Source organism: Mesorhizobium sp. B2-7-3 (genome assembly GCF_006440715.1).
Classification (GTDB): Bacteria; Pseudomonadota; Alphaproteobacteria; order Rhizobiales; family Rhizobiaceae; genus Mesorhizobium; species Mesorhizobium australicum.
The window spans coordinates 630338-645612 of sequence record NZ_VFTY01000002.1; the positions used below are offsets into that span (position 1 = coordinate 630338).

Here is a 15275-nt window from a genome sequence, read left to right on the forward strand (position 1 = left end):
TAGCGCGTCAGTGTGCCTCGTCCCAGTTGTTGGCGGCCCGCGCGTCGACATGCAGCGGCACCGACATCGAGACCGCCGGCATCGCCGCGTTTTCCATGACATGGCGCACGACGGGGATCGTCGCCTCGACTTCCGCCTCGACCGTTTCGAAGATCAGTTCGTCATGCACCTGCAGGAGCATGCGGGCCGACAGCTTGGCCTTGTCCAAGGCTTCCTCCATGCGGATCATGGCGCGGCGGATGATGTCGGCGGCGGTGCCTTGCAGGCGGGCGTTGATCGAGGCGCGCTCGTTGAACGCGCGCAGCGACGGGTTCGAGGACCTGATGTCGGGATAGTGGATGCGGCGGCCGAAGATCGTTTCGACGAAGCCGTGCTCGCGGGCATAGGCCTTGGTCTCCTCGATATAATCGCGGATGCCGGGAAAGCGCTCGAAGTATTTCTTGATGTAGGCGCTCGCCTCCTCGCGCGGGATCGACAGTTGGTTGGCGAGACCGAAGGCCGAGATGCCATAGATGATGCCGAAATTGATCGCCTTGGCACGGCGGCGCACTTCCGACGGCATACCCTCCACGGGCACGTTGAACATTTCAGACGCTGTGATGGCGTGGATGTCGGCGCCATCCGCAAAGGCCTGCCGCAATTGCGGGATTTCAGCGACATGGGCGAGCACGCGCAGTTCGATCTGGCTGTAGTCGGCTGACACCAGCCGGAGGCTCTTGTCGGTGATGAAGGCGGTCCGGATCTTGCGGCCTTCAGCCGTGCGCACCGGAATGTTCTGCAGGTTCGGGTCGGAAGACGACAGACGGCCCGTCGTCGTCGCGGCGAGCGCGTAGGAGGTGTGGACGCGTTTCGTGTCGGGATTGACGAAGCCGGGCAGGGCGTCGGTGTAGGTCGATTTCAGCTTGGTCAGCTGGCGCCAATCGACGATCTTACGCGGCAGTTCGTGCCCTTCCGCGGCAAGGTCTTCGAGCAGCTGCGCCGAGGTCGACCACTGGCCGGTCTTGGTCTTGGAGCCGCCGGGCAGGCCCATGCGGCCGAACAATATGTCGCCGAGCTGCTTGGGTGAGCCGATGTTGATGCGCTCGCCGATGAGCAGGTAGATTTCCTCCTCGAGCCGGGCCGCACCTTGCGCCAGTTCCCCCGACAGCCGCGACAGGATCTGCCGGTCGACCGAAATGCCGCGCTGTTCCATGCGCGCCAGCACCGGCACCAGTGGCCGCTCCAGGCGTTCATAGACCGAGACCAGGCCCTTGGCGGCAAGCCGGGGCTTCAGCACCCGCCACAGCCGCAACGTCACGTCGGCATCCTCGGCGGCGTGAGCGGTCGCCCTGTCGATATCGACCTGGTCAAAACCGACAGAGTTCTTGCCGGAACCGGTCACGTCCTTGAGTTGAAGGGGTTTATGGCCAAGCCACTTGTCGGCAAGGGCATCCATGCCGTGGCCATGCGGCGTGCCGGCGTCGAGCACGTAGGAGATCAGCATGGTGTCGTCGAACGGCGCGACATCGATGCCGTAGCGGCTCAGGATGACCAGATCATATTTCAGGTTCTGCGCGATCTTCAGCACCGACCTGTCCTCGAACAGGGGTTTGAGCACCGCCAGAGCCTCGCGAAGCGGAACCTGGTTTTCGAGCGTGCCGCCGCCAAGCAGGTCGCCGTTGCCGCTCTTATGGGCGAAGGGAATATAGCCGGCGCGGCCAGGCGCTGTGGCCATGGCCAAGCCGATCAGTTCGGCCTGCATCGGATCGGTCGAGGTGGCCCTGACGTCGAAGGCAGCGATGCCGGCCTCCCGCGCCTCTGCGACCCAGGCTTTCAGCGTCGCGATATCGCGGATGCACTGATAGGCCGCGGTATCGATCTTGGCGGTCGCCGCTCTCTCCAGCCGCAATGCGGCCAGGAGGGAAGGGGTGTCACCTTGTTTTGGCGTCTCCGTCGTCTCGGTTTCAGCAACCTGCCTAGGCTCGGAGCCCGTCCCGTTCTGGGCAACGGGCGGTGTTCCGGCGCCGACATCGGGGCCATGTGCATTATCGGCGCGTTCGACGGGCACCGCGACGGCCTGGACGTCGCCGGCCTCGGTGCCGGTCGCTTCCGCCACACGGCGGGTCAGCGAGGTGAATTCCATGGTCTTGAGGAAGCCGATCAGCTTCGGTCCGTCGGGGGCATGCAGGACGAAATCGTCCAATCCTTCTGCCACCGGCACATCGTTCTTCAGCATCACCAGCTGGCGCGAGATGCGCGCCTTGTCGGCGTTGGCGATGATCGATTCCCGCCTTTTCTCCTGCTTGATCTCGCCGGCGCGGGCGAGCAATCCGTCGAGGTCGCCGAACTGCTCGAGCAGTTGCGCCGCGGTCTTTGGCCCAATGCCGGGCACGCCAGGCACATTGTCGACGGAGTCGCCGGTCAGCGCCTGCAGGTCGATCATCTTTTCCGGCGGCACGCCCCATTTCTCGACGACTTCGGGGATGCCGATCTGCCGGTCCTTCATCGGGTCGTACATGCCGACCGTTTCGCCAACCAGCTGCATCAGGTCCTTGTCGGAGGAGATGATGGTGGTGTCGCCGCCGGCCTCGCAGGCCAGCCGGCAATAGGTGGCGATGAGATCGTCGGCCTCGAAGCCTTCCATCTCGACGCAGGGCAGGTTGAACGCCCTGGTAGCCTGGCGGATCAGGCCGAACTGCGGGATCAGATCCTCGGGCGGAGCCGAACGGTTGGCCTTGTATTCGGGATAAAGGTCGTTGCGGAAGGTTTTCGAGGAATAGTCGAAGATGACGGCGAAATGCGTCGGCACAATGCCCACATCGGTGTTGCGGGCGTCCTGCATCAGCTTCCACAGCATGTTGCAGAAGCCGGAAACGGCACCGACCGGCAGGCCGTCCGACTTGCGGGTCAGCGGCGGCAGCGCGTGATAGGCGCGGAAGATGTAGCCGGAGCCGTCGATGAGAAAGAGATGATCGCCTTTTTTCATGCGGGCAGGGATAGCGCGGCGCGATGGCTTGGTCCATGCCAAAGACAGCGCCAGATACAACACCCTGACAGATCGCGACCTGACGGATCAAAGGCATACAGGCCCGCTCACGGGCACGTTACAAAAGTGTAACGTTGACGCCCTTGAATCGCCACGTTCACAGACCCAAATAGACGTCATCGGCAATTTTCGCCGAAGTCCGGAGCAAGGCCCGTCCCCCGCCTATACCGGACAATTGCGGCAGCCTATCCCCCCTCTCCGGGCTGCCGCATCGTTTCGAGTAAAAGGCCGCCGTGGTTCCCCCTCCACCACGGCGGCATTTTTTTGCCCGCGGCGGCCATCCGGGTCGTGGTCCAATCGTCCCGGGCTTTTCGTTTCGCCGCTCTGCCTTTACGGTTCCGGCACTGAACCGAAAGGCTATTGCAAATGTCCGCAGTCTCCCCCGTCCTCGACCGTCTCGACAAGAATCTCGACCAGAGCCTGGAACGGCTCTTCGGCCTGCTCGGGATCAAGTCGATCTCCACCGATCCAGCCTACGCCGCCGACTGCCGCAAGGCGGCGGAGTGGCTGGTGGCGGAACTCAAACTGATCGGCTTCGACGCCAGTGTGCGCGACACGCCCGGCCACCCCATGGTGGTTGCGCACCATGATGGGCCGGCTGGCGCGCCGCATGTGCTGTTCTACGGCCATTACGACGTGCAGCCGGTCGACCCGATCGAATTGTGGGAAAACGATCCCTTCGCCCCCGCGATCAAGGAGGTCGGACCTGGTCACAAGATCATCACCGGGCGCGGCTCGGCCGACGACAAGGGCCAGCTGATGACCTTCGTCGAGGCATGCCGTGCCTGGAAACAGGTGCACGGCAGCCTGCCGTGCCGGGTCACCATCCTGTTCGAAGGCGAGGAGGAATCCGGCTCGCCCTCGCTGAAGCCGTTCCTCGAGGCCAATGCCGAGGAGCTCAAGGCCGACTTCGCGCTGGTCTGCGATACCAGCATGTGGGACCGCGACACGCCGTCGATCTGCGTCGGGCTACGCGGTCTGGTCGGCGAGGAGATCACGGTGAAGGCCGCCGACCGCGACCTGCATTCGGGCCTGTATGGCGGGGCTGCCGCCAACCCGATCCGCATCCTGGCCAAGGTACTGGCCGACATCCACGACAAGGACGGCCATATCACCATCCCGGGCTTCTATGACGGCGTCGAGGAAACCCCCTCGCAGGTGCTGAAATCATGGGAGACGCTGGGCGAGACGGCCGAGACCTTCCTTGGGCCTGTCGGCTTGTCGATCCCATCGGGCGAAAAAGGCCGCTCGGTGCTGGAACTGACCTGGGCGCGACCCACCGCCGAATTCAACGGCATCATCGGTGGCTATACCGGCAAGGGCTTCAAGACGGTCATCGCGGCGGAGGCCTCGGCAAAGATCTCGTTCCGCCTTGTCCACAAGCAGGATCCGGCCAAGATCCGCGCGGCCTTCCAGAAATTCGTCAAGGAACGCATCCCGGCCGATTGTACGGTCGAATTCCATGCTCATGGCGGCTCACCGGCAATCCAGCTCTCTTACGACTCGCCCTTCCTGGCCAAGGCCAAGACGGCGCTTTCCGACGAATGGCCAAAGCCCGCGGTGACGACCGGCAGCGGCGGCTCCATTCCGGTGGTGGGCGACTTTCAGACCTATCTCGGCATGGAATCGCTGCTGGTCGGGTTCGGCCTCGATGACGACCGCATCCACTCGCCCAACGAGAAATACGAGCTCAGCTCCTTCCACAAGGGCCAGCGCTCCTGGGCGCGCATTCTGGATGCGCTGACACGCTGAGCGCGGAAAACACGTTTTCTTGTTGATTTTTCACTGGATCGCGGCGAGGACGGGTAACGCCGCGACCCGGAGAAAACGATGAGCGATATCCGCTTCCATAAAAACGATCTGCCCGACCTTTCGCATTACGATGTCGCGGCGGTGGCGATCGATACGGAGACGCTTGGCCTCAACCCGCACCGAGACCGGCTCTGCGTGGTGCAGATCTCGCCTGGCGACGGCAGCGCCGATGTCATTCAGATCGCGCCGGGCCAGACGGAGGCACCGAACCTGGTCAAGCTGCTGGCAAACGACAGGGTGACCAAGCTGTTCCACTACGGTCGCTTCGACCTCGCCGTGCTCTACCATGCGTTCGGCGTGATGGCCGAGCCGGTGTTCTGCACCAAGATCGCCTCGCGGCTGACGCGCACCTATACCGACCGGCACGGGCTGAAGGACATCTGTTTCGAGCTTCTCGGCGTCGGTCTGTCCAAGGCGCAGCAATCGTCGGATTGGGCGGCCGAAACGCTGTCGCCCGAACAGCTCGAATACGCCGCCTCCGATGTGCTCTATCTGCATCGTTTGCGCGATGCGCTGGCGGGACGGCTGGCGCGCGAGGGCCGGACGAAGGAGGCGGACGCCTGTTTCCGTTTCCTGCCGACGCGGGCCAAGCTTGACCTGATGGGCTGGGGCGAAGAGGATATCTTCTCTCACAGTTGAGAAAAGGGATGAGATGGCGGACAGAAAGCCGATATCGACCGCGCCGACCGACGGCTCCAAGGTCACCGTCACCTGGAAGGACAGCGACGGCGTCCTCAATGAATCCATAGCGCAATACCGCGACGGCGGCTGGTGGGTCTACACCGACAGCCATACCCAGAAGAAGGTCGAGCCGACCAGCTGGCGGCCCGCTGCCAGCGACGACGACCAGTGAGCGCCGCTGGCGAGGCCGGCTGCTTTCGACTAGCCTGAAGCCGTTAATATCGGGGCCGATTCGGAGCCTTCCGTTCCGCACCCGCCCTCTTGCACGGAGGAACCCGCCATGGGTGTCGAAAGCCTTCTCGTCTTCATCCTCATTGGTGCCATCGCCGGCTGGCTCGCCGGTCTCATCGTTTCGGGTTTCGGCTTCGGCCTGATCGGCAACATCATCGTCGGCATTATCGGCGCGTTCATCGCCGGCTGGCTGTTTCCGCGCATCGGCTTCTCGATCGGCGGTGGCATCATCGCCTCCATAATCCACGCCACGATCGGCGCCATCATCCTTTTGGTTCTGGTCAGGGTCCTGAAACGAGCCTGATGCTCGGCATGACAGAAGGCGCGCCATGAAGCAGAATACGCTCTATCTCATCATTGGCGCGCTCATCGTCGTGGTCGTCGCGCTGGGCGTCTACGTCTACCGCGAGCAGGCCAGGCCGAAAGGCGTCGAACTCAAGATCGACGACAAGGGCATTTCAATCCAGCAGAACTGAACCCGCCGGGATCCAGGAGCGTGACATGGGGGCTTCCGACGCGTGGCAGAGCGGAGAGCGGCCCAGGATTACCGTGGCGGAATGGGAGAGGCTGAACCGGCCGCCACGACGCGAGGCGTTGCTGCGCTATTACTGGCGGACTTTTCGCTTCCTGAGGACATCCGCGCCGGTCAGCGAATTGCAGGGACGACAGCAATCGTTCCGTGACGCGATCGTCGCCAGCGTTGCCTTCAACCGGCCTGATGTGATCGCATGGCAGATCCACCTCGTGCGCAGACACCTGGCCGAGCACGAGAGCTATATCGTCTTCGACAACAGCAAGAAGGAGGAGGCGAGGGAAGCCATCCGTGACCTCTGCCTGCGCCAGCACGTCCCCTATGTAGCGTTGCCGAGAAACAGGCTGACGGTCAGCAGATCGCACGGCCAGGCGCTCAACTGGATCGTGCGCAATTTCATGACCGGCTTGGCCCCGAAGGTCTTCGGCTTCATCGACCATGACATCTTTCCGACGGAATCTTTTTCAATCCGCGACCGGCTGAAGGGCAAGAGCGTCTACGGCAGTGTCCGGCGCGACACTCCGACGCCGGGCGGCTGGTTCTTGTGGCCGGCCTTCTGTTTTTTCGACGGAAGCCTGTTGCGGCAGCGGCTGGATTTCGCGCCGAGCTACAAATTCCGTATGGACTCGGGTGGCGGCAACTGGCCGCTGCTCTACCGCACGATCGACCAGGCGCTGGTCAGATTTACCGAGAACAAGTTGCTGCGCTGCGGCGAGGGCGATGACGAGCACGAGGATTTCTTCATGTCGGTCGACGGCTGGCTGCATGTAACCAATGCCTCGAACTGGCGAAGGCAGCCGGTTGATAGGCGCGAACAACTTGTCGCCTTGTTGCGGCAAGCTGCGGGTCCTGACCAGCTGGATGTGAAGTTCGAGCCGATCTAGAAGGATCGGGGTCCGTCGACCGCTCGAACAATGTCGTTGCGGTCACCTGCGAGGAGCAGGCGCTGGCCTTCTATCCGCCGGCGTCGATTGTCGGAACGGCAGGCTCGGGATCGAGCCAGGCTTGGCGCGCTTTTAAGCGCAGGCCGGGCGCCGGCCGTTTCCCGGTGGCGAACCGACGGTGTCGGAGAGAAGAGGATTAACAAATTCCTAACGGAATTCAGAGGTTTGGCCGAAGGCCTGCTTAACCCGCCCTTAAATCGCCGCATCTACTCTTCAACCCGAGCGCCATTGGCACCGGGGACATCAAGCGCAGCGCATGGCGAACCGCAGAGACAGTCGCATCGAGCCCAGCTTCGAGGGACCGCCGCGAGCGAGATCCCAGACGGGTCTTTCGGTGAGCGAGGAGGACCGCGTCGTGCCGAGCAACCGCAAAGCCTCCGCCAAACGCAAATCATCGAAGGCGAAATCGCCGCGGGGGAGGCGCGGCGGAGGCGGGCGCGGGCTGTTCGGCGTGCTCGGCCGGCTGTTCTACTGGTGCTTCGTGCTCGCCATCTGGGGCGGCATCGCGGTGGCCGGCGTCGTCATCTACTATGGCGCCAAGATGCCAGCGGCCACGACCTGGTCCATTCCCGATCGTGCGCCCAACATCAAGATCGTCTCGGCCGATGGGCAATTGCTCGCCAATCGCGGCATGAGCGGCGGCGAGGCGGTCGGCCTGCACGAAATGTCCCCCTATATCCCCGAGGCGGTGATCGCCATCGAGGACCGCCGTTTCTATTCGCATTTCGGTGTCGATCCCATCGGCCTGTCGCGCGCCATGGTCACCAACCTCATCGGCGGGCATTTCTCGCAAGGCGGTTCGACGCTGACGCAGCAATTGGCCAAAAACCTGTTCCTGACGCCGGATCGTACGCTGGAGCGTAAAGTGCAGGAGGTGCTGCTGGCCCTATGGCTCGAGCACAAGCACAGCAAGGACCAGATCCTCGAAATGTACCTCAACCGGGTCTATTTCGGCTCCGGCGCCTATGGCGTCGAGGCGGCCTCGCGGCGCTATTTCGGCAAGAGCGCGCGCGACGTCACGCTGTCCGAAGCCGCCCTGCTTGCCGGCCTCTTGAAAGCGCCCTCGCGGCTGTCGCCGGCGCGCGATCCCAAGGCCGCCGAGGAGCGTTCGCAGCTGGTGCTCGGCGCCATGCGCGAGGAGGGCAAGATCAGCGAAAAGGAGCTGAAAACGGCGCTCAGCGCGCCGGCGACGCGCTCGCCATCCTACTGGACCGGTTCGGAAAACTATGTCGCCGACACCATCATGGAAGAATTGCCCGACCTGATCGGCGACGTGCGCGGCGATATCGTGATCGATTCTACCGTGGACCTGAACCTGCAGAAGCTCGCCGAAAAATCGATCCGCCGGCTGATCGACGACAGCGGCAAGAAGCTCAACGTCACCCAGGGCGCGCTGGTGTCGATCGACGATTCCGGCGCGGTACGCGCCATGGTCGGCGGCTACGACTATTCGACCAGCCAGTTCGACCGTGCCTCGGAGGCGCGCCGGCAGCCGGGCTCGGCGTTCAAGCCATTTGTCTATATGGCGGCACTTGAGGCCGGCCGCACGCCTGACAGCATCCGCAACGATGCGCCGATCAAGATCGGCAACTGGACACCGGACAATTACGGCGGCAAGTACTTTGGCAAGGTCACCTTGGCGACAGCGCTGGCAAAATCGCTGAACTCGGTTGCCGCGCAGCTGACCATGGAAGTCGGCCCGAACGCGGTGGTGGAAGCCGCGCACCGCATGGGCATCCAGTCCGACCTGCAGGCTAACACCTCGATCGCGCTCGGCACCTCGGAAGTGACGCCACTGGAGCTGACTTCGGCCTATGTGCCCTTCGCCAATGGCGGCTACAAGCCGGACATTCATTTCATCCGCCGCGTGTCGACGTCAGACGGCAAGGTGCTCTACGACAGCGCCGGCGGCAGCGCACCGCGCGTGATCAAGCCCGAGATCGTCGGCATGATGAATTCGATGATGACCGGCACGGTCGAGGTCGGCACCGCCAGGAAGGCGGCTTTCGCCTGGCCGTCGGCCGGCAAGACCGGCACCAGCCAGAATTCGCGCGACGCCTGGTTCGTCGGCTACACCGCCAATCTGACCACCGGCGTATGGTTCGGCAATGATGACGGCACGGCGATGAAGAAGGTCACCGGCGGCGCGCTGCCGGCGCAGGCCTGGCACGAGTTCATGGTCGCCGCGCATGAGGGCGTGCCGGTGCGGCCGCTGCCCGGCACCTGGAAATCGACGCCGGCCGACACCATCGTCCCCGACGAGATTCCCTCTGCCAGCAACAACCAGCCGGCACCGGTTCCGTCGGCGTCCGTCGGCCAGCAGGCGCCAGCCGCGCAGGCCGCGGCACAGGCGACGCCAGGGCCGGTCCGTGCGGCGCGGCCTGCCCAGACCGTCGATGCCGATGGCTTCGATATGCCGGCGGATGACGGCACCACCGCTTCGGTCGGACATCCGGTGCCGCCAGGCAGCGTCGGCGGTCGGCTCAAGAAACGGCAGACGTCGATCCTGGATATCCTTGGCGGCGGCTGAGCAGCCGGCTGGCGGCGTCAATCCGCCTCTCGCCACCTCGGCGGCATTCGGCTACATGTCCAGCCCGGAGACCGCGACATGACCGAGACCGACACCAGAAAAACCATCGTGCTGACCGGCGCCAGCCGCGGTATCGGCCATGCCACTGTCAAACGCTTTTCGCGCGAGGGCTGGCGCGTCATCACCTGCTCACGCCAGGCCTTTGCCGAGGATTGCCCGTGGCCGGCCGGTCCCGAGGATCACATCAAGGTCGACCTCGCCGATCAGGAAGATGTCGGTATTGCGGTCTCGGAAATCCGCCATCGGCTGGAATCCCATGGTGGCCAGTTACACGCGCTGGTCAACAATGCAGGCATTTCGCCCAAGCTCAAGGACGGCAACAGCCGCATGAACTCGATTGACACGCCGATGCATGTCTGGCGCGACGTGTTCCAGGTCAATTTCTTCGCGCCGATCATGCTGGCGCGCGGCCTGTTCAAGGAATTGGCGGCGGCCAGGGGCTCGATCGTCAATGTGACGTCGATCGCCGGCACCCGCGTGCATCCCTTCGCCGGCACCGCCTATGCGACCTCGAAGGCCGCGCTCGGCTCGCTGACGCGCGAGATGGCGCATGATTTCGGCCCGCACGGCATCCGTGTCAACGCCATCGCGCCAGGCGAGATCGACACCGCGATCCTGTCCCCGGGCACGGAAAAAATCGTCGAGACCATCCCACTGCGGCGCCTGGGCACCACGGCTGAGGTCGCCGACATCATCTTCTTCCTGTGCTCGAGCCAAGCGTCCTACGTGACCGGCTCGGAAATCCACATCAATGGCGGCCAGCACGTGTGAACTGATCGAGCCAAGGCCCGCTAATCTGGCCAGGGTGACAACAGCCTTCGCAGTTCATTCGTGGCTTGATCAACGCGCCTGTGGGCAGCGCCGGCTCAGGCAGCGGACGGTTCAGCGACCCGCGGCTTTTGGCCAAGCACCTCTTCGACAATGCCGCGCGCGATCTCGCGTTCGCCCATGATCACCGTATCGGCGCCGAGCCCCTTGAGATGCTCGACCTCGGCATCCGAATGGGCGCGGGCGACGACGTTGATGTTGGGATTGGCGGCGCGTGCCCGCAGCACGATCTGGCCGGCCTCGAACGCGTTGGGAATGGCAAGGATCAGCCGCGTGGCGCCTTCGGGATTGGCGGCGGCGAAGACTTCGGCGTTGGCGGCGTTGCCGGCGACGGTTTCGATGCCGTCCGTTTTCAGCTTCGCCAGCGTCTTGTCGGCATCCTCGATGACCAGGAAAGGCCGTGCTGCTTCTTTCAACGCGGCGCCGACGAGGCCGCCGACGCGGCCGTAGCCGATCAGGATGGCATGACCGGTGAGCGCCGTCCTTGGTGGCGGGCCGTCTTCCTTTTTGGGCGCTACGGCGACCGAGGCGACATGGCCCGGTTCCGTCGCAGGGGCAACCGGCTTGGCGTCCGCCGGCGGTGCCGTCCTGGCGGCGCGGGCCTCGAGCCACGGCTTCATCCAGTCGATGACCAGGAACATCAGCGGGTTGAGCACGATCGACAGGATGGCGCCGGCCAGGATGAGGTCCCGTCCCTGTTCGGGCAGAAGTTTCAGCCCGACGCCGAGTTCGGCCAGGATGAAGGAGAATTCGCCGATCTGGGCAAGGCTGGCCGAAATCATCAAGGCCGTGGCCAGCGGATAGCCGAAGGCGACGACGATGACGAACGCCGCCAGCGACTTGCCGATGACGATGATGGCCAGCGTCGCCAGGATCGGCAGGCCGTTGCTGAACAGGCTGAACGGGTCGAACAGCATGCCGACGGAGACGAAGAACAGCACCGAGAAAGCATCTCGCAGCGGCAGCGATTCTTCCGCGGCACGGTGGCTGAGCTCGGATTCGCTCATGATCATGCCGGCGAAGAAGGCGCCCAGCGCCAGCGAGACGCCGAACAGTTTTGCCGCGCCGAAGGCGACGCCGAGCGCTATTGCCAGCACCGAGAGGCGGAACAGTTCGCGCGACCCGGTATGGGCAACGTAGTGCAGGATCCAGGGAATGACCCTGCGGCCGACCACCAGCATGACGACGACGAAGGCGGCGACCTTCGCCAGCGTGACGCCGACGACACCCCAGATGCCGTAACTGGCCGGCAGCGCCAGCAGGCCGCTCGAATGGGCATCGGCCTGTTCCTGGCCGCCGAGTACGCCGGCAAGGGCCGGCAACAGCACCAGCGCCAGCACCATGGCCAGATCCTCGACGATAAGCCAGCCAACGGCGATGCGGCCGCGCTCGGTCTCGATCAAGCGGCGTTCCTGAAGCGCGCGCAGCAGCACCACGGTCGAGGCGACCGATAGCGCCAGGCCAAACACCACGCCCGCCCCCATCGACCAGCCGAGCATCCAGGACAGCCCGGCGCCGAGCGCCGTGGCAAAGCCGATCTGGACAATGGCGCCCGGCACGGCAATGGCGCGGACCGACAGAAGGTCCTTCAACGAAAAATGCAGGCCGACGCCGAACATCAGGAGGATGACGCCGATTTCGGCCAATTCGTTGGCAAGGCCGGCGTCGGCGACAAAACCGGGTGTGTTCGGCCCAACCAGCACGCCGGCTACGAGATAGCCGACCAGTGGCGGAATGCGGAACCGATTGGCGAGGGCGCCGAAGACGAAAGCCAGCCCCAGACCGGCGACGATGGTGGCGATAAGGGGCGTGTCATGCGGCATTGTCTATGGAGCGCCTTTCAAGCCAGCGATGTCGGATATGCGCCGCCCTAAGCCGCCGCCTGTTTGCAATATGGTGGACGGGGTGTCGGCGATGCAACCCGCAAAGCCGCGAATCAACGTCGAGACGGCAAAAATCTGACCGGCAGCTGAGGGACTGCCGGTCAGGTGCCTGGGATCAGTGGCGACCGTGCTGCGACCCGATAGGCGCCTTCGCCGCGCGTGGTCAGGCTGCCTGCAGCAACGCCTCGATCTCGAAAATGGCGTGGTTGGTCATGGTCTTCGGGATTTCGGCCGTCACCTTGTCGCCAACCTCCTTATGCAGCTTCTTGCGCATCGCGCCGAGCACCATGGGCGGGGCGACAAGCACAAGGCTGTCGAATGCACCCTCATGTGCAAGCTTGTAGAGGCGGGCGGCAATCTCCTCGGCGAAGCGTTCCTTGCCGATGCGATGCCAGTCGGTCTCCTCGACCGCGCTGCGATGCACGGATGGGCCGTCATTGTATCGACCGGGGCTGTCGCTTCCCTGTTCGCGTGTGGGCGGGTTCTCCTGTTCCATCACCTGCACGACTTCAAGGTTGGGAAACTTGGTGTCGCCGGCGTTCTTGAGCAGGAGCGCCTTTTCGCCGTCGGCCACCAAAACCCAAATGCCATGCTTCAGTTTGATCGTGTTCATAGGGACGCTCCTTGTTGAGTGGTGGCTATACCGGGAACGCATTTTGACCCGTCAACGTTCCACCCGAACGGAGCACCGAGTGGCCGTGCAGACAGGCGCTGAAGACGAAATCACCACCGGACGACTTTAATCTACTGAATTGGTAGAAATTAGAAAAAACTGTTTTGTGGGATCGGTCGCCGGCAGCTAAAAGTGCCTGAAATCAAGGCGCGTTTCAGCAGCCCGGGCGCTCCCGGTGCATGGGCATGGAATATTTTTCTCCTGCCCTTCGCGGTTGCGGAAAAGCGATTGCCTGCCATCACCGGATGCGCGAGTGCTTTGCTTCTGCTTTTTTACGCTTGGGCGTAAAACTGCGACCCTGTTCCCGGATCTGCTTTGTCATGTCGCAAGCCACCACCAAGCTCAACGCCTTCCCCGTCTTCATGCGGGTCGAGGGCGAAGCCGTGGCCATTGTCGGCGGCGGCGAGGAGGCTTTGGTCAAGGCGCGGCTGATCGCCCAGTCGAGCGCGGTCCTGCACATCATCGCTGGGGATGCCGAACCGGATCTGTTGGCCTTCATCGCCGAGACGGGCGCGAACCATATGCCCGGCGCGTATGATGCTTCGCAGCTTGAAGGCGCCGTGATGGTGTTTGCCGCCAGCGGCGACGAGGCGCTCGACCGTCGCGTCGCCGCCGACGCGCGCCGGCTGGGCATTCCCGTCAATGCCGTCGACCGGCCGGACCTCTGTGATTTCTTCACTCCGGCGCTGGTCAACCGCGCACCGGTCGCCGTGGCGATCGGTACCGAAGGCGCGGGGCCCGTGCTTGCCCAGATGCTGCGCAGCCGCATCGACCGCATGCTGTCGCCCTCGCTCGGGCCACTGGCAGCGCTTGCGGCGTCGTTCCGCAATGCCGCCGAGAGATTGCCCAGGGGCAATGTACGCCGCCGTTTCTGGAGCGCCTTCTTCGGCGGAGCGCCAGCACGCGCCGTCGAGGCCGGCGAATTTTCACAGGCGCGCGAAGCCGCCACCGATCTGCTGTTGTCCGACGCGCCCATTCGCGGCCACATCGCCCTGGTGGGCGCCGGTCCCGGCGCCGAGGACCTGCTGACCCTGCGGGCGCATCGTCTGCTGATGGAGGCCGATGTCATCGTCCATGACGCGCTGGTGCCGGAGGCGATCGTCGCCATGGGCCGCCGCGATGCCGAGCGCCTGCCGGTGGGAAAGCGCAAGGGCTGCCATACCAAGAGCCAGGCCGAAATCAATGCGTTGCTGGTGGATCTCGGTCGTCAGGGCAAGCGCGTCGTGCGGCTGAAATCGGGCGATCCGCTGGTGTTCGGCCGCGCCGGCGAGGAGATGGCCGCGCTTCGTGACGCCGGCATCGCCTATGAGGTGGTTCCAGGCGTCACAGCGGCCTTTGCCGCTGCCGCCGATTTCGAACTGCCGTTGACGCTGCGCGGCGTTTCCTCCTCGATGGTGTTCACCACCGGCCACGATCTCAAGGGCAATTCACTGCCGGATTGGGCCAAGCTCGCGATTTCCGGCGCTACCGTTGCCGTCTACATGGGCCGCTCGGTCGCGGCCGAAGTTGCCGGCCGGCTGATCGAGGCGGGCTTGTCGCCGGACACGGCGGTCGCCGTGGTCGAGAATGCCAGCCTGGCCAATCGCCGACGCTTCCACGGCACACTTGCCGACCTGCCGTCGCTGGAAGCGCGCGCCGATCTGTCGGGCCCGGTCATGACCATCATCGGCGACGCCGTCGCCGGCGCCAATTTCGAGCGGTCCGAGCCGCTCGCGGCACACAGGCACGAGAGCGTGCCCGTAGCAGCCGCCGAGGGAGTTCAGCCATGAAGATACTGACCGCCAATCGCCTCGCCGACGGCATTGCCGTGTGGTACGCCGATGGCGGCTGGGCCGAGACGGTGGACCATGCGGACCCTGCCCACGACAAGGCGGCCGAGGATCGGCTGGAGGCGATCGGCGCCAAGGCCCATGCCGACAATGAAGTGGTCGACGTCGCTTTGATCGACGCGGACATCGTCGACGGCGTTGTCGAGCCGGTGCGGCTGCGCGAGAAGATCCGCGCCGCCGGCCCGACCATCCGCAACGACCTCGGCAAGCAGGCCGAGCGGGCGGCATAGCCAGGACACCAGGTGAA

General features: G+C 64.3%; 13 protein-coding genes. 10 read left to right on the top strand and 3 right to left on the bottom strand.

Annotated features, from left to right (window positions below; all coding sequences use genetic code 11):
- Positions 1–7 precede the first annotated feature (7 nt).
- A complete protein-coding gene (gene polA / locus FJW04_RS07050; protein WP_181172894.1) occupies positions 8–2965 on the bottom strand; it encodes a DNA polymerase I in 2958 nt (985 codons plus the stop codon).
- A gap of 426 nt (positions 2966–3391) precedes the next feature.
- Between polA and FJW04_RS07055 the strand changes: the two genes are divergently transcribed.
- The 8 genes from FJW04_RS07055 (at position 3392) to FJW04_RS07090 (ending at position 10586) form a co-directional block, all read left to right on the top strand.
- A complete protein-coding gene (locus FJW04_RS07055) occupies positions 3392–4777 on the top strand; it encodes a M20/M25/M40 family metallo-hydrolase (protein WP_140713184.1) in 1386 nt (461 codons plus the stop codon).
- 78 nt (positions 4778–4855) lie between these two features.
- Positions 4856–5476 carry a ribonuclease D gene (locus FJW04_RS07060; protein WP_140713185.1) on the top strand — a complete coding sequence of 207 codons (621 nt, stop codon included), beginning with the start codon at positions 4856–4858 and terminating at the stop codon, positions 5474–5476.
- Between the two features lie 13 nt (positions 5477–5489).
- Complete coding sequence (locus FJW04_RS07065; protein WP_140713186.1) at positions 5490–5690, top strand: hypothetical protein; 201 nt, start codon at positions 5490–5492, stop codon at positions 5688–5690.
- A gap of 108 nt (positions 5691–5798) precedes the next feature.
- A complete protein-coding gene (locus FJW04_RS07070; RefSeq protein WP_015315687.1) occupies positions 5799–6053 on the top strand; it encodes a GlsB/YeaQ/YmgE family stress response membrane protein in 255 nt (84 codons plus the stop codon).
- A 25-nt stretch (positions 6054–6078) separates the two neighbouring features.
- Complete coding sequence (locus FJW04_RS07075; RefSeq protein WP_015315688.1) at positions 6079–6225, top strand: hypothetical protein; 147 nt, start codon at positions 6079–6081, stop codon at positions 6223–6225.
- A 25-nt stretch (positions 6226–6250) separates the two neighbouring features.
- Positions 6251–7165 (top strand): hypothetical protein, encoded by a 915-nt coding sequence (locus tag FJW04_RS07080; RefSeq protein ID WP_140713187.1) that lies wholly within the window; start codon positions 6251–6253, stop codon positions 7163–7165.
- A gap of 316 nt (positions 7166–7481) precedes the next feature.
- Complete coding sequence (locus FJW04_RS07085) at positions 7482–9755, top strand: transglycosylase domain-containing protein (protein WP_140713188.1); 2274 nt, start codon at positions 7482–7484, stop codon at positions 9753–9755.
- Positions 9756–9833: 78 nt separating this feature from the next.
- Positions 9834–10586, top strand: a complete 753-nt coding sequence (locus FJW04_RS07090; protein WP_140713189.1) for an SDR family oxidoreductase — start codon at positions 9834–9836, stop codon at positions 10584–10586.
- 95 nt (positions 10587–10681) lie between these two features.
- Here the strand turns inward: FJW04_RS07090 and FJW04_RS07095 are convergent, their stop codons facing one another.
- Entirely contained in the window at positions 10682–12466 is a 1785-nt protein-coding gene (locus tag FJW04_RS07095) for a cation:proton antiporter (protein WP_140713190.1), read from the bottom strand.
- 223 nt (positions 12467–12689) lie between these two features.
- Positions 12690–13139: a host attachment protein gene (locus FJW04_RS07100; RefSeq protein WP_015315693.1), complete on the bottom strand. Its 450-nt coding sequence runs from the start codon at positions 13137–13139 to the stop codon at positions 12690–12692.
- 380 nt (positions 13140–13519) lie between these two features.
- Between FJW04_RS07100 and cysG the strand changes: the two genes are divergently transcribed.
- On the top strand, positions 13520–14968 hold the full coding sequence (cysG, locus tag FJW04_RS07105) for a siroheme synthase CysG (protein WP_140713191.1): 1449 nt from the start codon (positions 13520–13522) through the stop codon (positions 14966–14968).
- Complete coding sequence (locus FJW04_RS07110; RefSeq protein WP_140713192.1) at positions 14965–15258, top strand: DUF2849 domain-containing protein; 294 nt, start codon at positions 14965–14967, stop codon at positions 15256–15258. The genes cysG and FJW04_RS07110 overlap by 4 nt, the downstream gene beginning before the upstream one ends.
- The last annotated feature ends 17 nt before the right edge of the window (positions 15259–15275 follow it).